20 protein-coding genes and 1 tRNA gene are annotated in these 18,152 nt (G+C 60.9%); 13 read left to right on the forward strand and 8 right to left on the reverse strand.

Going from position 1 to position 18,152, the window contains the following annotated elements; translation table 11 throughout:
• Nucleotides 1–126 precede the first annotated feature (126 nt).
• Nucleotides 127–2,067 carry a TonB-dependent receptor domain-containing protein gene (locus ACGYK2_RS01075; RefSeq protein WP_271687290.1) on the reverse strand — a complete coding sequence of 647 codons (1,941 nt, stop codon included), beginning with the start codon at nucleotides 2,065–2,067 and terminating at the stop codon, nucleotides 127–129.
• A gap of 265 nt (nucleotides 2,068–2,332) precedes the next feature.
• A tRNA-Ser gene (locus ACGYK2_RS01080) sits at nucleotides 2,333–2,422 on the reverse strand.
• Between the two features lie 145 nt (nucleotides 2,423–2,567).
• Between ACGYK2_RS01080 and ACGYK2_RS01085 the strand changes: the two genes are divergently transcribed.
• The 8 genes from ACGYK2_RS01085 to ACGYK2_RS01120 all read left to right on the forward strand — a co-directional run bounded on the left by ACGYK2_RS01085 (nucleotide 2,568) and on the right by ACGYK2_RS01120 (nucleotide 9,679).
• Entirely contained in the window at nucleotides 2,568–3,410 is an 843-nt protein-coding gene (locus ACGYK2_RS01085; RefSeq protein ID WP_394374184.1) for a DUF2059 domain-containing protein, read from the forward strand.
• Nucleotides 3,410–4,219, forward strand: a complete 810-nt coding sequence (locus ACGYK2_RS01090; protein WP_271687289.1) for a DUF2059 domain-containing protein — start codon at nucleotides 3,410–3,412, stop codon at nucleotides 4,217–4,219. The genes ACGYK2_RS01085 and ACGYK2_RS01090 overlap by 1 nt, the downstream gene beginning before the upstream one ends.
• A 205-nt stretch (nucleotides 4,220–4,424) precedes the next feature.
• A complete protein-coding gene (locus ACGYK2_RS01095; RefSeq protein WP_067262097.1) occupies nucleotides 4,425–5,111 on the forward strand; it encodes a 50S ribosomal protein L21 in 687 nt (228 codons plus the stop codon).
• 12 nt (nucleotides 5,112–5,123) lie between these two features.
• Nucleotides 5,124–5,393 (forward strand): 50S ribosomal protein L27, encoded by a 270-nt coding sequence (gene rpmA, locus ACGYK2_RS01100; RefSeq protein ID WP_067262095.1) that lies wholly within the window; start codon nucleotides 5,124–5,126, stop codon nucleotides 5,391–5,393.
• A 296-nt stretch (nucleotides 5,394–5,689) separates the two neighbouring features.
• Nucleotides 5,690–6,226: a GNAT family N-acetyltransferase gene (locus tag ACGYK2_RS01105; RefSeq protein ID WP_067262104.1), complete on the forward strand. Its 537-nt coding sequence runs from the start codon at nucleotides 5,690–5,692 to the stop codon at nucleotides 6,224–6,226.
• A 30-nt stretch (nucleotides 6,227–6,256) separates the two neighbouring features.
• Nucleotides 6,257–7,291, forward strand: a complete 1,035-nt coding sequence (gene obgE, locus ACGYK2_RS01110) for a GTPase ObgE (protein ID WP_271687287.1) — start codon at nucleotides 6,257–6,259, stop codon at nucleotides 7,289–7,291.
• A complete protein-coding gene (proB, locus tag ACGYK2_RS01115) occupies nucleotides 7,279–8,385 on the forward strand; it encodes a glutamate 5-kinase (RefSeq protein WP_271687286.1) in 1,107 nt (368 codons plus the stop codon). Before obgE ends, proB begins: the two co-directional genes overlap by 13 nt.
• A gap of 28 nt (nucleotides 8,386–8,413) precedes the next feature.
• Nucleotides 8,414–9,679: a glutamate-5-semialdehyde dehydrogenase gene (locus tag ACGYK2_RS01120; protein WP_271687285.1), complete on the forward strand. Its 1,266-nt coding sequence runs from the start codon at nucleotides 8,414–8,416 to the stop codon at nucleotides 9,677–9,679.
• Between the two features lie 3 nt (nucleotides 9,680–9,682).
• On the opposite strand, the gene ACGYK2_RS01125 is transcribed toward ACGYK2_RS01120, so the two are convergent.
• Nucleotides 9,683–10,285, reverse strand: coding sequence for a histidine phosphotransferase family protein (locus tag ACGYK2_RS01125; RefSeq protein ID WP_271687284.1), 603 nt, complete (start codon nucleotides 10,283–10,285; stop codon nucleotides 9,683–9,685).
• Nucleotides 10,286–10,314: 29 nt separating this feature from the next.
• Between ACGYK2_RS01125 and ACGYK2_RS01130 the strand changes: the two genes are divergently transcribed.
• The 5 genes from ACGYK2_RS01130 (at nucleotide 10,315) to tsf (ending at nucleotide 14,257) form a co-directional block, all read left to right on the forward strand.
• Nucleotides 10,315–10,500: a DUF3553 domain-containing protein gene (locus ACGYK2_RS01130; protein WP_067262087.1), complete on the forward strand. Its 186-nt coding sequence runs from the start codon at nucleotides 10,315–10,317 to the stop codon at nucleotides 10,498–10,500.
• Nucleotides 10,501–10,648: 148 nt separating this feature from the next.
• Complete coding sequence (locus ACGYK2_RS01135) at nucleotides 10,649–11,407, forward strand: GNAT family N-acetyltransferase (RefSeq protein ID WP_271687283.1); 759 nt, start codon at nucleotides 10,649–10,651, stop codon at nucleotides 11,405–11,407.
• Nucleotides 11,404–12,252, forward strand: a complete 849-nt coding sequence (locus ACGYK2_RS01140; protein WP_271687282.1) for a 1-acyl-sn-glycerol-3-phosphate acyltransferase — start codon at nucleotides 11,404–11,406, stop codon at nucleotides 12,250–12,252. The genes ACGYK2_RS01135 and ACGYK2_RS01140 overlap by 4 nt, the downstream gene beginning before the upstream one ends.
• A gap of 155 nt (nucleotides 12,253–12,407) precedes the next feature.
• A complete protein-coding gene (gene rpsB / locus ACGYK2_RS01145; RefSeq protein ID WP_067262080.1) occupies nucleotides 12,408–13,283 on the forward strand; it encodes a 30S ribosomal protein S2 in 876 nt (291 codons plus the stop codon).
• 98 nt (nucleotides 13,284–13,381) lie between these two features.
• Complete coding sequence (gene tsf, locus ACGYK2_RS01150; protein ID WP_067262078.1) at nucleotides 13,382–14,257, forward strand: translation elongation factor Ts; 876 nt, start codon at nucleotides 13,382–13,384, stop codon at nucleotides 14,255–14,257.
• A 308-nt stretch (nucleotides 14,258–14,565) separates the two neighbouring features.
• Here the strand turns inward: tsf and ACGYK2_RS01155 are convergent, their stop codons facing one another.
• The 5 genes from ACGYK2_RS01155 to pstB form a co-directional block, all read right to left on the reverse strand.
• Nucleotides 14,566–15,321, reverse strand: coding sequence for a LuxR family transcriptional regulator (locus tag ACGYK2_RS01155; protein WP_271687281.1), 756 nt, complete (start codon nucleotides 15,319–15,321; stop codon nucleotides 14,566–14,568).
• Nucleotides 15,321–15,758, reverse strand: a complete 438-nt coding sequence (gene aroQ, locus ACGYK2_RS01160; protein WP_271687280.1) for a type II 3-dehydroquinate dehydratase — start codon at nucleotides 15,756–15,758, stop codon at nucleotides 15,321–15,323. Before aroQ ends, ACGYK2_RS01155 begins: the two co-directional genes overlap by 1 nt.
• Nucleotides 15,759–15,941: 183 nt before the next feature.
• Nucleotides 15,942–16,631, reverse strand: a complete 690-nt coding sequence (gene phoB / locus ACGYK2_RS01165; RefSeq protein ID WP_067266767.1) for a phosphate regulon transcriptional regulator PhoB — start codon at nucleotides 16,629–16,631, stop codon at nucleotides 15,942–15,944.
• Nucleotides 16,632–16,635: 4 nt separating this feature from the next.
• Nucleotides 16,636–17,343 (reverse strand): phosphate signaling complex protein PhoU, encoded by a 708-nt coding sequence (gene phoU, locus ACGYK2_RS01170; protein ID WP_209217798.1) that lies wholly within the window; start codon nucleotides 17,341–17,343, stop codon nucleotides 16,636–16,638.
• 4 nt (nucleotides 17,344–17,347) lie between these two features.
• Complete coding sequence (gene pstB, locus ACGYK2_RS01175; RefSeq protein WP_067266771.1) at nucleotides 17,348–18,145, reverse strand: phosphate ABC transporter ATP-binding protein PstB; 798 nt, start codon at nucleotides 18,143–18,145, stop codon at nucleotides 17,348–17,350.
• Between the last annotated feature and the right edge of the window lie 7 nt (nucleotides 18,146–18,152).

Below are 18,152 nucleotides of genomic sequence, written 5' to 3' on the forward strand. Positions count from 1 at the left end.
TGGGGCGGGCCGGAGCGGCTGCATTGATCTGGATCAAGCGGGAGGAGGACTGCGGAAAGAACCGTAGGCGGCATGCGCCGGAAAAGGGTATCGCCCCCGCGCAAAGGGGGGCGATACCTGCGTCAGTTAAAAGCTGATCGACGCGGTCAGGCTGACAGTGCGGCCCGGTTCGGTCAAGGGCACCACATTGGCAAGCCCAAGCCCATCGGAACTGCGGCTTGCATAGGTCGCGTCGAACAGGTTCTGCACGTCCATGCGCACGTTCAGGTTCTCCATCCGCCGCGGTTTGTATTCCGCGTAGAGATTGACCACCTCATAGCCGTCGAGCGACACATCGGTATCGTCGTTCTCCAAGGCGATCTGCGCGGTCGCGCCAATGCGCCATTCCTCGGTCACGTCATAGCCCGCTTCGAAGCCAAAGATATGGCCGACCGGACGGCCAAGGTAATAGGCGGTCGTGGCGGTTGTCGCGTCGTTGGTTTGCACATCGGCATAGGTGTAGTTCAAGGTCGCGAAGCCGCGTGCGCCGGTATAGGTGACCGACCCGTCGAAGCCGCGCGATGTCAGATCGTCCACAGCACCGCGTGCACCGCTCGAGGGCAGAACGGCGTTGATGTCTTCGATCTCAGTGTCGAAGAGCGCGCCTTTGACCGCCCAAGGGCCGCTGTCGTAACGCAGGCCCAAACGCACAGCATTGGCGCGCGAGGTGGTGAAGCCGTCATAATTCCACGGGGTGCGGAAGTTGACCAATGCGGCCTCGCCCAACTCATAACCGCCCCAGCTGGAGGCGGCCCCTGCGTTGAGGGTCCATTGATCGTTCAAGACGTAATCGACCGAGCCGTTGACGCTGGCGCCGCTGGCGTCGAAATCGCTCCCATCGGCGCCTTCGAAGGACGCCCAGTCGTAGCGCCCGCCGTAGGATACGGAGATGCGGTCCGACAGATCCTGCCGCGCTTGGGCGAAGATACCGATGTTGCTAAGCTCTTCGCGGCCGCTCGAGCTGCGCGGGCTGACCGTGTTGTCATAGCCTTCGGCGCTTTCGTCAAAGAAATCGACACCGACATTGACGCTGCCGTTGCGGAGCGTGAAGTCGTTGCTGAGCACACCGCTGAGGCTTTTGTTCACACCATAAAGCGAGCCTACGTCCATCGCCTGCTCGTTGTAGCTGAGCTGCGCATAGGGCGCCCAGATGCCCGAGGGATTCTCATCCTCATAGGTCAGCGTATAGGAGGTGCGCTGCGACAGCGCTTCATAAAGCACCGTGTCGCGCCCGATCACATCGGCAAAGTCGGGGCGGATGAAGCCACCCTGAGACGCGCGCAGGCCATTGTCGGTTGTCTCAGAAGCAGAGAAGCTCAGACGTTTCCCGCTTTGCGAGGTATAGGCGAATTTCGCGATATAGTCGGTTAGGTCCGCCCGCGTGCCCGTGATGGTGCTGCCCGAGCCGTCATCATAATCGTCGCCCGTCGCCCGGGTGCCGCTCAGCAAATATTCGAAACCGTCGTTCTGCCCGAAGAGGGTCAGGTTGTTGCGGAACCCTTGGCCATTGCTGCCATAGGACAGCGTGTAGCGGCCCCCAAAGGGATCATCCCCGTCCAACAGGTCGCGGGCGTCTTTGGTGGTATAGGCGATAGAGCCCGCCAGCGCGTTTGGCCCCTGATCCGCGGGGGCAAGCCCCGCGCTGACCTCAACGGATTTCAGCAAGGCCGGATCCAGCAGAACGTTGCCGGTATGGTGGAAGGCCGATTTGTTCTGACGCGCGCCATCGATGGTGACGGAAAGCAGGCTTTCCTCGATCCCGTTCACATAGACCTTCTGCGCGATCGGCGCGCCGCCGCTGGCGGTGATCGCGGATTCGCCGGCAAAGACATCAGCCACGGTCGCCGGGTTGCGCTGTTCGATTTCGGTTTCGGTGATCTCGTCATTGCCCAAAACAGCCTGAGCGGCTGAGGTCTGAATGCGCAGCACACCGAGATCGAAGGCGGTGTCGTCTTGCGCGTAAGCGAGAGTGGCGGTCGAGCACATCAGCCAAGAGAGCGCGACGCGCTTGGCGGTAGTGGTTTTCATTTTATTGTCCCTTGTAGAAATCCTTGGCTGGCTGGGACTCATGAAACCGCTTGCTTGCTCTGCGCGGATAGTTGCGACAATCCGCCGAAATGTTCAAGGCGCGGATTTGGTTAAAGCGGGAGAGGGGCGGCTGCGGCGTTGGATTTCTACGCGGGTGCCTGATCTTTAAGCAGATCGGTTTGGAGGACGGCGACGTCGCCCCTTGCGCGGCGACTAACCTGGGTCTTTGTATCGGGGGAAATAAGCACCACGATCAAGGCGTTAGTGGCGGAGAGACAGGGATTCGAACCCTGGGAACCCGTGAAGGCTCAACGGTTTTCGAGACCGCCCCGTTCGACCACTCCGGCACCTCTCCGCGGGGGTCTGGGGGGTCCGTTTAGTCGCCTTTTCCAGCAGTGGCAAGAGGGGTTTTGCGCATCAATTGAAAGTTTGGGGATTTTCATTGCGCCGAGGCTGGTAGAGCCTAAGTTTACAGGCAGAATTCTGCGAAAGGACCGCCCATGTTTCGCCAAAACCGAATGATTGCAGCCCCCTTTGTCATGGCGTTGATGCTGCTCGTCGCGCTTGCCCTGCCGCTGCGGGCGGCGGATCGCGGCGCGTTGGAGCGGTTTTTGGAAGTGACCGGCTTTGACGTGGCGTTGGAGAGCATTCGCCTGTCCGCCGATTCCGCGCCTGAGATGTTGGGGCTGCAAAGCGAGGATTTCGGCTCAGAGTGGTCGCGGCTGGTGCGCGATGTCTTTGACACCGAGTTGATGCACGACATGGCGATGGATATCCTTGCCGAGACGCTCAGCGATGACCTGTTGGATCATGCCGCCGGATTCTATGCCTCCGATCTGGGCCAGCGTTTGGTGGCGGTCGAGAACAAAGCGCATATGGCTGAGGATGACGGGCTGAAGGCCGAGAGCGGTGCCGCCATCATCGCGGGGCTTGAGCGGATCGGCTCCCCCCGGTTGGAGACCCTGCGGCGCTTGAACGTGGCCAGCGATGTCGAGGAAATCTCGGTCCGGGCCATTCAAGAAGTGCAGATTCGCTTCCTTCTGGCCGCTGCGGGCGCCGGGGTGATCGAATTGCAGATGGAAGAGCCGGACCTGCGCGAGGCGATGCGGGCGCAGGCGGATGAGCTGGGCGCGCAGATCGCCGCCAATGCATTGGCCAATGCTGCCTATACCTATCAATCCTTCTCGGACGAAGACCTTGCCGCCTATGCCGAGGCGTTGGAACATCCCAAGATGCAGCAGGTCTATACACTGATGAACGCCGTCCAATATGAGATCATGGCCAACCGGTTCGAGGCCGTGGCGGCACGGCTTGCGGCCATGCAGCCCAGTCAGGACATCTGATGCGGGCTTGGGTTTTTGCGCCGCTTTTGTGGCTTCTGGCGTTGCCCGCTTGGGCCGATGCGCGGATGACCGTGCTGGTCGATCTGTTGGAGCTTCGGCAGGCGGCGGTGATCCTCAGCGACGAAGGGCAGGCCCATGCGGAGGTGCTGAACCAAGACATGCTGGGCGGGCAGGGCGGCCCAGCCTGGCAGATGCAGGTCGAAAGCATCCACGATTCTGAACGTATGGTCGAAATGGTTCGCCGCGCCTTAGAAGAGACGATGACGGCGGAGGAGGTCGAAAAGGCCATCGCCTTCTATTCCACCGAACTGGGACGTCGGATTGTGGGGCTGGAGAATGCCGCCCGCGCCGCCATCGCCGAGCCTGAGATCGAGCAGATCGCGCGGGCCAACTATGGGGTGCTGGCGGGGGACGGTGATACCCGGGTGGCTTTGATCCGCCAGTTGATCGACGCTTCCGATATGATCGACCGCAATGTTGGCACGGCGCTCAACAGCAATTTCCAATTCCTACGCGGCATGCGCGATGGCGGCGCGCTGGAGGACAGTGACGAAGACCTCTTGGCCGATGTTGGCGCCGATCTGGATGCGGTGACCGAAGACACCTCCGTCTGGTTGCACGCCTATATGCTGCTGGCCTATCACCCCTTGAGCAAGGCCGAAATCGCGCAATATGCGGCCTTTGCCGAGACACCGGCGGGCCGGGCGCTCAATCGCGGGCTTTTCGACGGATTCGGTCGGGCCTATGAGGATATCTCCTACGGGCTGGGGCGCGCATTGGCGCTGAACATGGTGGCCGAAAGCCTCTGACAGGCCCAAGGGGCAGGGCCAAGAAAACCTACTTGACTTGCCCCGCCATTCCGAAGATAAGCCCGCATCCCGGCGGGTAATCCGTTTTCGGGATTGTTTTTTAATGACGCCCCATGGGCGCGCTGTTCGAGGCGGATCGGCCGGAAAGCCATCCACAAACTCCCAAGCGGGGCCACAGAACGCGGATGACAGAAAAGGAAGACGCATGTTTGCGGTCATCAAGACAGGCGGCAAGCAATACAAGGTTCAAGCAGGCGATATGCTGCGCGTTGAACGTATTGCGGCCAATGCTGGCGAAACGGTCCAGTTCAACGAAGTTCTGATGCTGGGCGGCGACAGCCCCGTGCTCGGCGCGCCCACGGTCAAAGACGCAGGCGTTCAGGCCGAAGTCGTCGATCAGATCAAAGGCGAAAAGGTCATCAACTTCGTCAAGCGCCGCCGGAAGCACTCTTCCAAGCGCACCAAGGGTCACCGTCAGAAGCTGACGCTGGTCAAGATTACCGACATCCTCGCCTCCGGCGCAGAGAAGTCGGGCGTGTCCGAAGCTGTCGGCACCGGTTCCGTAAGCGCCGCCGCCGTGGCTGCCATCACCGGCAAGACCGATGAGGCTGCTCAGATCAAGAAGGCCAAGAAGGCGAAAGCCACCAAGGCCGCTCCGAAAGCCGAGAAAGCCGACCAGATGTCGGAAGCCGGCGCGGACGACCTGAAGGCGCTGAGCGGCGTTGGCCCCGCACTTGAGAAAAAGCTGCACGAAGCGGGCATCACCTCCTTCGCTCAAATCGCAGCATGGACCGAAGCGGATATCGCTGAAGTTGACGAGAAACTGTCTTTCAAAGGCCGTATCCAGCGTGAAGGCTGGGTCGAACAGGCCAAAGAAAAGACCAAAGGCTAAGGAGAGACCGAGATGGCACATAAAAAAGCAGGCGGTTCATCCCGTAACGGGCGCGACTCAGCTGGTCGTCGCCTTGGCGTGAAAAAATACGGCGGCGAAGCCGTCATCCCCGGCAACATCATCGTGCGTCAGCGCGGCACCAAGTTTTGGCCTGCCGAAGGCGTTGGCATGGGCAAGGATCACACGATCTTTGCAACCGTCGACGGCGCTGTGACCTTCCACAAAGGTCTGAAAAACCGCACGTTCATTTCGGTTCTGCCACGCGCGGAGGCCGCTGAATAAGCCGTACCCCAAAGGGTTTGAAAAAATCAGGGATCGGCGATACCGCCGGTCCCTTTTTCTTTTTCGGAAAGACCCCCGATGTTTTTATTTTCCAGTTCAGGGCCCATTGGCCTGGCGGGCCGTTTCTCCGCTCTTTGCGGACCGCGGCTGAATTTTGATAAAGTCGTTACATTCGGCAGGGAGGAATATGTCGAATGTGTCAACGCCTCGGCGCGCGGGTTACGCGCGATCGGGGCAGGGGCGGCCCGTCTGGCCAAAGGCCCCCAATCCAGTCTGTTCGGAGGAGGAACATGACGATGCAGTTGGAAGCGATTGTGAACCAACCCCTTATTGAGACAGAGCGGTTTGACCTGCGCCCGGTGCGCCGGTCCGACATGGGCATGATTGAGATGTATGCCAGCGACCCGCGGGTCGCCAACGCGACATCCTCGATCCCGCATCCACTGCCGCCCGGCAGTGTCGAGGCCTATGTCACCCGCGCCATGTCCGATGACCGTGAAGAAGACGTCTGGGTCATGGATGGCACCCGCGCGGACAGTTCCGAAGTGATGGGCGTGATCTCCCTCACCCGGCTGGATCGCAACCAATCCGAAATCGGCTATTGGGTGGCACCGGCGTTCTGGAACACGCATCTTGCCTCTGACGCGGTGCAGGCTTTGGTAAACGCCAACCCCTTGGGCAATGACGCGCTTTTTGCCTCTGTTTTCCATGACAACCCGGCGTCGGCCAAGGTGCTGACCAATGCGGGTTTTGTCTATCTCGGCGACGCGGAAACCTATTGCTTGGCCCGCGATGCTGCCGTACCCACATGGACCTATAGCCGCAAGCTGTAGCTCCGTTTCCCGTGCCTGAAAGGCAAGACCATGAAGTTTCTCGACCTGTGCAAAGTCTACATCCGATCCGGCGCCGGGGGCGGCGGCTGTGTGTCGTTCCGGCGTGAGAAATATATCGAATATGGCGGCCCGGATGGCGGCGATGGCGGCACCGGCGGCTCGGTCTGGGCCGAGGCGGTCGATGGGCTGAACACGCTGATCGACTTTCGCTATCAGCAACACTTCTTTGCCAAGAACGGCCAGCCCGGCATGGGCAAACAGCGCACCGGTAAGGACGGTGAGGATATCATCCTGCGGGTGCCCGTGGGCACGGAGATCCTCGACGAGGATCAGGAGACCGTCATCGCCGATCTGACCGAGCTTGGCCAGCGCGTGCAGCTTGCGCGCGGCGGCAATGGCGGCTGGGGCAACCTGCACTTCAAATCCGCGACCAACCAAGCCCCCCGCCGCTCGAACCCCGGGCAGGAAGGGGTTGAGCGGACGCTTTGGCTGCGGCTCAAGCTGATCGCCGACGTCGGCTTGCTGGGCCTGCCCAACGCGGGCAAGTCGACCTTCCTTGCAAGCACGTCGAACGCGCGGCCTAAGATTGCCGATTACCCGTTCACCACGTTGCACCCAAACCTTGGCGTGGTCGGTGTCGATAACACTGAATTCGTGGTGGCGGATATTCCCGGCCTCATCGAAGGCGCCTCCGAGGGGCGGGGTCTGGGCGATCTTTTCCTTGGCCACGTCGAGCGTTGTGCGGTGTTGTTGCACCTCATCGATGGCACCTCCGAAACCGTGGCGGAGGATTACCACACCATCATCGGAGAGCTGGAAGCCTATGGTGGCGATCTGGCTGAAAAGCCGCGTGTCACTGTGTTGAACAAAGTTGATGCACTGGATGAGGAAGAGCGCGCAAGCCGTTTGACAGAATTGGAAAAAGCTTCCGGCGGCAGCGTGATGATGATGTCCAGTGTGGCTGGCGAAGGCGTGACGGAAGTATTGCGCACCCTGCGCCAGAACATCGACGAAGACCGCCTGCGTTTCCGCAGCACCGAGGAAGAGACACCTTGGCAACCCTAAGCACCGCCCGCCGCGTCGTCATCAAGATCGGCTCCGCCCTTCTGGTGGACCGCGATAGCGGCAATCTGCGCCGAGACTGGCTGACCGGATTGGCGCAAGATGTCTTATGGCTCAAGGGCTTGGGCTGCGATGTTGTGCTGGTATCGTCTGGCTCCATCGCGCTTGGCCGGGGTGTTCTGGGCCTCCCGCCGACCGTCTTGGCGCTGGAACAGGCGCAGGCCGCCGCGGCGGTGGGGCAAATCCGCCTGGCCCGGGCTTATGAAGAGGTGCTGGCCCCCCATGGCATCACCACGGCGCAGGTTCTGGTAACGTTGGAGGACAGCGCCAACCGCCGGCGCTACCTCAACAGCCGCGCGACCTTGGAGCAGCTGCTCTCGCTCGGCGTCGTGCCCATCGTAAATGAGAATGACACGATCGCGACTGATGAAATCCGCTTTGGCGACAATGACCGTCTCGCCGCGCAGATTGCGGTGACGGTGGGCGCGGATCAGTTGATTTTGCTCTCCGATGTGGATGGTTTCTACAGTGCCAACCCCTCACAGGACCCGACCGCGAAACGTTACGATGTGATCGAGAGCATCACGCCCGAGATCGAGGCGATGGCCGGTGATGCCGGGTCGGGCCTGTCCAAAGGTGGCATGAAAACCAAGCTGATGGCCGCGCGGACGGCGACAACGGCGGGCTGTGCGATGGCGATCACCGATGGGTTCGTCATGCGCCCGCTCACCGCGCTCGAAGGTGGGGCAAATGCCACTTGGTTCAGCGCGCAGAGCGATCCACAGGCCGCGCGCAAGCGCTGGATTGCCGCGATGAAGCCGCGCGGGGCGGTGACCTTGGACGCCGGAGCCGTGGCGGCTTTGGCGCGGGGCACGTCCCTCTTGCCGGCCGGGGTGACCGCCGTTGAGGGGCGTTTTGAGCGGGGCGATAGCATCGCCATGTATGACCCCGCCGGTCACGCGGTGGGCCATGGTCTCAGCCGCTATTCGGCGGAGGAGATCGGGCAAATCAAGGGCCACAAGAGCGCTGAGATCGAGGCGCTTTTGGGCTATCCCGGGCGGGCGGCTTTGATCCATCGGGACGATATGGCGCTTTAGGCGAAGGTGAAGATAGGGGCATAAGGCTATGAACGACATCGAGAATATCTCTGAACTGATGGCCCATATCGGCGCCCGCGCCCGTGCTGCGGCGACGCAACTGGCAACCGCCACGGCCGAGCGTAAACATGCCGCCCTTATCAGCGCCGCCGACGCCGTTTGGAAACACCGGGCCGAGATCATCGCCGCCAATGAAAAAGACCTCGCCTTTGGCCGCGACAAAGGGCTCTCGGATGCGATGATGGACCGGCTGATGCTGAACGAAGAGCGCATTCGCGGCATGGTCGACGGGCTGCGGTCGGTCGCGGAACAGGTTGATCCGGTGGGTGAGGTGATCGCTGAATGGGACCAGCCCTCGGGGCTTAACATTCAGCGCGTGCGCACCCCGCTCGGCGTGATCGGCGTGATCTATGAATCGCGCCCCAATGTGACGGCGGATGCGGGCGCGCTTTGTCTCAAAGCGGGCAATGCCGTGATCCTGCGCGGCGGGTCGGAAAGCTTTCATTCATCGCGTGCCATTCACGCCTGTCTGCAACAGGGGCTGCGGGATGCAGGCATGCCCGAAGACGCAGTGCAATTGGTCCCGACGCGCGACCGGGCGGCGGTGCGTGAGATGCTGACGATGACGGATACCATCGACGTGATCGTACCGCGCGGCGGCAAGGGGCTTGTCGGCTTGGTCCAGCGTGAGGCCCGGGTGCCGGTCTTTGCCCATCTGGAAGGCATCGTGCACATCTATATCGACGCCGAGGCGGATCCCGAAAAAGCGTTGAAGGTCGTGCTGAACGCCAAGACACGACGGACGGGCATTTGCGGCGCGGCGGAATGTCTTTTGATCCATGAGGATGTCGCCAAGACCATTGGCAATGGCGTGATCCGGGCGCTGATCGACGCAGGCGTCGAAGTGCGCGCCGATACGGCCTTGCAGGATGTCTCCGGCACGGTCCCGGCCAGCGATGCGGATTGGGGGCAAGAATACCTCGATATGATCGTCGCGGCGCGGGTCGTCCCCGATCTGGACGCTGCGATGGCGCATATTCGCCAGTATGGATCGGGGCATACCGATTGCATCCTGACCGAGAATGCCGAGACCGCCGCGGCGTTCTTCAGTGGGCTGGATTCCGCGATCCTGATGCATAACGCCTCGACCCAATTCGCGGATGGGGGAGAGTTCGGCATGGGCGCAGAGATCGGCATCGCCACGGGAAAGCTTCATGCCCGCGGCCCTGTTGGTGCGGCGCAACTGACGAGCTTTAAATACCTAGTGCGTGGCGAGGGGACGGTGCGCGGCTGACCTTTAGAACGAGAGGGTCAGTGCCGTTTCGCCGCTGTCGAGCGTGATTTCTCTCCCCTGTGCTTCGGCCAGCATTGGCAAAAGCGCGAATTGAACCTGCGCGGGCTGTAGCCGCCTGTCCGCGCCGGTCTGCGTCAGCAGCGCCCAAAGTTCAGGGTCTATCGCGATCTTGTCAGCCTCGGCCTTTAGGGACCAGCGGCCCGCCTCTTCACCGATGGTGATCCGCCCGCCGTGGTGCAGGGCCGTTTCGATACAGAGCAGCGCGAGGAAGGCCATCCGCACGCCATTGCGTGATTGCGGGCTTGTAACCTGCCAATCAATCTCAACCCTTGAGGCGGCATAGAGATCACGTAGGATCGAAGTCACCTCGTTCTGGCCCATGGTCTGATCGCCCGCGGCCCCAAAGGCGATGCGGAAAAAGCGGATCCGGGCCGAGGCGCTTTCGACGCTTTGACCGATCAAGGCAAGCTCAGGCCCCGGGGTGGCCCCGGTGCCCGCCATCTGAAGCAATTCAAGCCCGTTGTTGATGGCCCCGATTGGCGATATCAAGTCGTGGCAAATGCGGCTGCCGATCAGGGCGGGCAGGTCAATGTTAAGCTGGCCCATGGTGGCCCCTCGGAATGATTGGAAACGGCATGGATGATCTGAACGCGCTGCTGACCCCTGGCATGTTGGTGATGCATCCGCAGCATCCCGAATGGGGCACTGGACAGGTGCAAAGCAATATCGGCGGCAAGGTGACGGTCAACTTTCGTGACCAAGGCAAAGTGGTCATAGACAGCTTTCGTTTGGAATTAATGCCGGTCTTTGATGAGGGATGACCCTTTCCAAATCCTTAATGGTGGAAGAAAATTCTCTTAAAGCAACCATAGGGAGAGTAACCGATTTCCGCTTTCCCCGCAACTGTTGCGCCCGCGCAGCCGATTGCCTATCAGGCGGAGACTTTCATTTCGGGCATAGGATTGGCCGATGCCGCGGGGCGTAGCAGCAGATTTTCAGGTCAGATTAGCGCAGACGGAGGCCGATGTGCAGGCGGCACAGCGGCTGCGGTACGACGTTTTCGTGCGCGAGTTGGGCGGCGGCGGCCCGATGGTGGATCATGCCGCCGGGTTGGAGCGGGACCGGTTCGATCCCTACTTTGACCATCTGCTTTTGACCGACCGGCGCAGCGGTAAATTGGCGGGCGTCTACCGAGTGATGCGGAGCGATATGGCCGCACGGGCAGGGGGCTTCTATTCGGCGGCGGAATATGATCTGGCGCCGCTTGTCCAGTCGGGGCGTAAGCTGTTGGAATTGGGGCGCTCTTGCCTTGACCCCGCCTATCGCGGTGGCACGGCGATGCACCACCTTTGGGCCGCGCTAGCAGGCTATGTTGCCGAATATGAGATCGAGGTTCTCTTTGGCGTGGCGAGCTTTCATGGCACCGACACCGCGGCTCTGGCCGAGCCGCTTTCGCTTTTGCATCACCGGCATTTGGCGCCGCCCGAACTGCGGGTCCGCGCGCGTGATTACGCGCCCATGGACCTGATCCCCGAGCCCGAGTTGGACCGGCGCAAGGCCATGCTGGCGGTGCCGAGCCTGATCAAAGCCTACCTACGGCTGGGCGGGACCGTGGGCGAGGGGGCCTATATCGACCGGGCCTTCAACACCACGGACGTTTGCCTGATCCTTGATACGAAACAGATGAGCGCGCGGCAGATGCGGTTCTATAACGGGAGTGCTGCATGAGCACGACTTGGGGCAGCGACCAGCCGCCGCCAGAGCGGCGTTTGACGCTTGCAGGGATGCTGCGCGTCATGCTCCGCGGCGCGGTCTTGGCGTTTTTGGTTTTCGGCGGGTTACTGGTCTTGCTGCTGCTGCGCTTGGTCGAGCGGCCAATTTTTGGCCTGCATCGGCCCATCACCCCCCATATCACGCAGATGGTATGCCGCGCGGCGTTCTGGGTGCTGGGCATGCGCTTTATCCGCCGCGGCACCCCGATGGAACGGCGCGGCGCGGTGGTGGCCAACCATACCTCATGGCTCGATATTTTCGCGCTGAACGCGGCCAAACGGATCTATTTCGTCTCCAAATCCGAGGTCGCGGGCTGGCCCGGCATCGGCTGGCTGGCGCGGGCGACGGGCACCGTCTTTATCCGCCGCGACCGGGCCGAGGCGCGCAACCAGACGGAGGTGTTTCGGACCCGTCTTTTGGCCGGGCATAAGCTGCTGTTTTTCCCCGAGGGCACCAGCACCGACGGGCTGCAAGTGCTTCCCTTCAAGACTACGCTATTCGAGGCCTTCTTTGATCCGGCCTTGCGGGACGAGATCGCGGTGCAGCCCGTCAGCGTGATCTACCACGCGCCGCAGGGTGAAGATCCGCGGTTTTATGGCTGGTGGGGGGATATGTCCTTTGGCGCGCATCTGCTGACGACGCTGGCCGCGGCTCGGCAAGGCGCGGTCGAGGTGGTCTATCACCCGCCGTTGCAGGTGGCGGAATACACCGGGCGCAAGGCGCTGGCGCAACGCTGCGAAGCGATCGTGCGCGCGGGCCATGCTCAGGCAGGAGCCGATGGCGGGCCGCGCCTGCAATAAGCCCCTTGCGCTGCGCCGCGCGCTGGCCTATATGCGCCCCACTTGAACCCGCAGTCGGGGTTGGGCCTTTTGGGGAGAAATCCCAGATCGTCCGCCGGTTGGCAGCATGAGGCTGTCATACCCCCGATGAGGCTAAACCGGAAAGGTATAAAGACATGGCTCTTCCTGAGTTCTCCATGCGCCAACTGCTTGAAGCAGGCGTACACTTTGGTCACCAGACACAGCGCTGGAACCCCCGCATGGGCCCGTATATCTACGGCGCGCGCAACGGCATCCACATCATGGACCTCACACAGACCGTCCCCATGCTGGACGAAGCGCTGAAAGTGATCCGTGACACCGTCGCCAAAGGCGGCAGCGTTCTCTTCGTCGGCACCAAGCGTCAGGCCGCCCAGCCGATCGCTGACGCCGCAGAGAAATGCGCACAGTATTACATGAACCACCGTTGGCTCGGCGGTACGCTGACCAACTGGCAGACCGTTTCGCAGTCGATCAACCGTCTGAAAAACATCGACGAACAGTCCGAGCGCGGCTTCGAAGGCCTGACCAAGAAAGAGCGTCTTGGCATGGAACGCGACCAAGCGAAGCTTGAAGCGTCGCTGGGTGGTATCCGCGAAATGGGCGGCCGTCCTGACCTGCTCTTCGTCATCGACGTGAAGAAAGAGTCGCTGGCCATTGCAGAAGCCAACAAGCTGGGCATCCCGGTTGTGGCCGTGGTTGACACCAACTGCTCGCCCGACGGTGTTGACTACATCATCCCCGGCAACGACGACGCGGCCCGCGCCATCGCGCTCTACTGCGATCTGGCATCGCGCGCTGCTCTCGACGGCATGTCGGCTCAGCTGGGTGCAGCAGGCGTTGATCTGGGCGCCATGGAAGAAGCCCCCGAAGAAGAAGCCGTGAGCGAAGAAAGCACCGGCGTCGAAATCGGCAACGCGTCCGAAGAGACTCTGCATGACGATGCCATGGGCAAAGACGCGCCGCTGGACATCGAATCCAAGAAAGAGACCGTCGCCAAAGCCGAAGGCTAAGCGTCACGGACCTGAAACACGGGGCAGGGTAACCTGCCCCGATTTCCACCAGATGCGGGCCTTGGGCCTGCACCCGATTTCCAAAGGAGAACCAAGAGATGGCAATCACAGCATCCATGGTCAAGGAACTGCGCGACAGCACCGGCGCAGGCATGATGGACGCCAAGAAGGCACTGACAGAAAACGACGGCGACATGGAAGCCGCTGTCGACTGGCTGCGCACCAAAGGTCTGGCCAAAGCGGCGAAGAAATCCGGCCGTACCGCTGCCGAAGGTCTCGTGGCTGTTAAGGTCGAAGGCGGTCACGGTGTCGCGGTTGAGGTGAACTCCGAAACCGACTTCGTCGGCAAGAACGCTGAATTCCAATCCATGGTCAGCAACATCGCCGATGCCGCGCTGAAAGTGGACGATGTCGAAGCGCTGAAAGCGGCTGAGATCGACGGCAAATCCGTCGAAACCACCCTGACAGACGCCATCGCCAAAATCGGCGAGAACATGTCCCTGCGCCGCATGCAGAGCATCGAAGGCGAGACCGTCGTCTCTTACGTCCACAACGCCGCCGCACCCGGCATGGGCAAAATCGGCGTTCTGGTCGCCATGACCGGTGGCAACGAGGAACTGGGCAAGCAGATCGCGATGCACATCGCCGCTGTGAACCCCGCGTCGCTCTCCGAAGCTGATCTGGACCCGGCCGTGGTCGAGAAGGAAAAGCAGGTTCAGATGGACATCGCCCGCGAAAGCGGCAAGCCCGAAGCCGTGATCGAGAAAATGATCACCGGCCGCATGCAGAAGTACATGTCCGAAGTGACACTGGTGAACCAGTCCTTCGTCGTGAACCCTGACCTGACCGTCGGCAAGGCCGCTGAAGAAGCGGGTGCGACCATCACTGGTTTCGTGCGTCTGGAAGTTGGCGAAGGCATCGAAGTCGTCAAAGAAGACTTCGCAGCAGAAGTGGCGAAAGCCGCGAAAGGCTAAGCCTTCTCGACATGATGAATATGGGGCGGTGCATTCCGATGCGCCGCCCTTTTTCGTGGCCAATCACCGATAGGGACGCCGATAGAAACGACGGCTCAAAGCATCAGGGCGGGTTCTGGATGGGGCAGGGGAAGGATCCGGTCAGCCAGGCGAAAAATAAACCTGACTGAGACCGGCGAGCCAAAAAGCGCCCTGGTATTACAAGGATTTAGGGCCCGTCGTACCACAGGCGCGAACACCCGCGATACTGGCGGACCATGGCCATCTACTACCTGAGGTGCCAGTAAGGTATTCCATACCCTAATATATTACGGATCCATCACAAACATCTGGTTGGCAAAGGCCGCTTTCAGCACCGCCTGAGCCGTCGTCTCGACCGACAAAGCCTCCCGCGCGAGGCGCAGGTGTTTTTCGACCGTAGGCGCCGTCAGACCCATCAGCAGGGCGATATCCTGCGTGGTCTTGCCATCTCCGACCCATTGCAGCACCTCCAGTTGGCGCCGGGTGAGGCTGCGGTTGGGGCTTCTGTAGGGCAGGGAGAGGATTTTCAGATGCGCAATTTCATTCATCAGCTGAATGTCCGCGCCATGCTTTTTCCAAATCGCATCCACCTCATCCTGAGATAGCCCGCGGCGCGCCGTTAGCGCAATCGCCCCCTTGGACCGGGCCGAGATCGAGCGGAAACTGATCGTATAGCCCGCCGTCACATCCATGCTGGCGTTGAAGTCGATCACCCGTTTTTCGGTCTCCGACAAGCCCTCGCGCTGCGTGATCTCCGCCAAGGTGCCCCAGCTACAAGCGCCTTCGTTGTTGAGCGCCCAACGCAGCATCGGCGCATTGAAGTAGAGCCCACTGTGCAGATAGCCGTTGAGGTATTCCGCGCTTTGATTGCTTAAAATCACGAAATCCGCCGGGTCGCCCAAAGAGGTCGGTGTGCGGTAGCGCGTAAACCCGTAGATCAGCCGGTCGAATCCATAGTCAGCCATCTGTCGCGTATGGGCATCCCAGAGTGCTTCGATTGTCGGGCTATGCGCGATCTGATGCAAATAGTCGCGCAAGATCATCAGCTTCCGATATGACGTTGAAGGGCTTGGATTGCCAGAACATAGCCATGAACGCCAAAGCCGCAGATTTGTCCAAGGGCCACAGGTGCGATATAGGACGTGTGGCGGAAACTCTCACGCGCGTGGATATTGCTCAGATGCACTTCGACCACCGGCAGTTCGACAGAGGCGATGGCGTCCATCAGCGCGATGGAGGTATGGGTATAGGCGCCGGCATTCAGAATGATACCAGCATGTTGGCCGCGGGCCGCATGGATCAAATCGATCAGGCTGCCTTCGTGGTTCGACTGCGCAAACTCCATCTCCAGACCCAGCCGTGCGGTTTCCTCGGCACAGAGTGCCTCAACATCCGCCAAGGTGGTCTTGCCATAGACCTCAGGCTGCCGCGTGCCCAAAAGGTTCAGGTTCGGGCCGTTCAAAATAAGTACAGACGCCATAATCACTCACATTAAATCATCTAGATAGTGTTAACGGAGCAAAACTGGCGCTGTCCAGCGTCAGGTGGCATTGCGGTGCTACTGTGGCGAGAAAATCGCAACAACAGGGCTGGCGTTGTGATATGCGAAACTGATAATCAGTATTATGTAAAAAAGACGGGTCCTAAGAAGAGCTAGAAGAGTTTAACCCAAGGCGTAACCCGCACCGCGCACGGTTCGGATCGGGTCTCCGCCACCTTCGCGCGTCAATGCTTTGCGCAGTCGCGCGATATGAACGTCCACCGTGCGCGTATCGACATAGATGTCGCGGCCCCAGACGTGGTCGAGCAATTGATCGCGGCTGAACACGCGCCCGGGTTTTTCCAGCAGCGTCGTCAGCAGCCGATACTCCGTCGGCCCCAGTTTCAGCTCGTTGCCCGCGCGGCTCACGCGGTGACGCTCCGGGTCGAGCTGGATGTCGTCAAAGCTCAGCAGCGCGCCTGCGGCTGCGGGACGTGTGCGGCGCAGCTGCGTGCGCACACGGGCCATGAGTTCGCGCAGGTTGTACGGCTTGATCACATAGTCGTCCGCGCCGGTTTCCAGCCCCCGCACGGTATCCACTTCCTCAGAGCGCGCGGAGAGCATGATGACCGGAATATGCCGCGTCGCCTCGCGCGATTTGAGTTGGCGGCAGACTTCGATGCCGCTCATCAATGGCATCATCCAATCGAGGATCACCAAATCCGGCGCGGCCTCTGAGACCAGAAGCATGGCTTCTTCGCCGTCTTCGGCCCGGCGCACCTCAAAGCCTTCGGCTTCGAGGTTATAGGCCAGTACCTCACGTTGCGCGGGTTCATCTTCTACCAGCAGAACCTGGGGGCGTGTGACGTCCATCGTCTCAGTCCTTCGTGGTGATCGAAGTGCGGTCGGCCTTGGGCCGGTCGTCCTCGGGCGTCTCACCGGTCACCAGATAGACAACCTGTTCGGCGATGGCCGTCACATGGTCACCCATACGTTCGACGTTTTTGGCGATGAAATGCAGATGCATACAGGCGGTGATGCTGCGCGGGTCTTCCATCATGAAGGTGAGGAATTCGCGGAAGAGCGCATTATACATCTGGTCGACATCTTCGTCTCGGGTGATCACATCGCGCGCAAGATCCGCGTCGCGCTGGATATAGGCGTCGAGCGCATCTTTCAGCATCGCCTCAACCGCGCCAGCCATCCGGCGGATCGCGCCGGTGCTGTCGCTGACAGGCTCCATCTGGTTCAGGACGCTGGTGCGCTTGGCCATGTTTTTTGCATAGTCGCCAATACGTTCGAGGTTGGCGCTAATCTTGATGACGCTCAGCGTTAGACGCAGGTCGATCGCCGTGGGCGCGCGCAGCGCGATGACGCGGGCGGCGCTTTCGTTGATCTGTTCTTCCAGCCCGTCGATGGCCTTGTCCCCTGCCCGCACCTCATTGGCGAGCTCTTCGTCGCGGGTTTCCAGCGATTGCGCGCCGCGGCGGATGGCGTCTTCGACCAGACCGCCCATTTTGAGGATCTGCGCCTGAACGGCTTCCAGATCGCGGTCGAATGCTGATGCAATGTGTTGATCTGACATGATATTATCCAATACGGCCGGTGATGTAGCTTTCGGTGCGCGGGTCTTGGGGCCGCGTAAAGATGTCGTCGGTGTCGCCAAATTCCACGAGGTTGCCGAGGTGGAAAAAGGCGGTTTTCTGGCTCACCCGCGCGGCCTGTTGCATGGAGTGCGTGACGATCACGACGGAGTAGTTCTGCCGCAATTCGTCAATCAATTCCTCGACTTGCGCGGTGGCGATGGGGTCAAGGGCCGAGCATGGTTCGTCCATCAAAAGCACTTCGGGCTCTGTTGCCACGGCGCGGGCGATGCATAGACGCTGCTGTTGACCACCCGAAAGGCCGGTGCCCGGTGCGTGCAGACGGTCCTTCACCTCGTTCCAGATCGCGCCCCGGCGCAGGGCCTGTTCGACGATATCGTCGAGGTCGGCCTTATTGCGGGCCAGCCCGTGGATGCGTGGGCCGTAGGCCACGTTGTCGTAGATCGACTTTGGGAAGGGGTTTGGCTTTTGAAACACCATGCCAACCTTGGCGCGCAGCTGCACCGGGTCGACCCGTTTGTCATAGATGTCTTCGCCATCGATGCGGATGTCGCCGGTCACGCGGGCCACATCAATTGTGTCGTTCATCCTGTTGATACAGCGCAGAAAAGTCGATTTGCCGCAGCCCGATGGGCCGATAAAGGCGGTCACGGTCTTGTCGTTGATGTCGATGTCCACGTCGCGAATGGCGTGGCTGTCACCGTAGTAGACCTGCACGTTGCGGGCCGCGATCTTGACGGGTTGGGTTGTCACGTCACTCTCCGAATATCTGTTGTCTTTCATGGTCCCG

The organism is Sulfitobacter sp. 1A10359, from assembly GCF_043558145.1.
GTDB lineage: Bacteria > Pseudomonadota > Alphaproteobacteria > Rhodobacterales > Rhodobacteraceae > Sulfitobacter > Sulfitobacter faviae.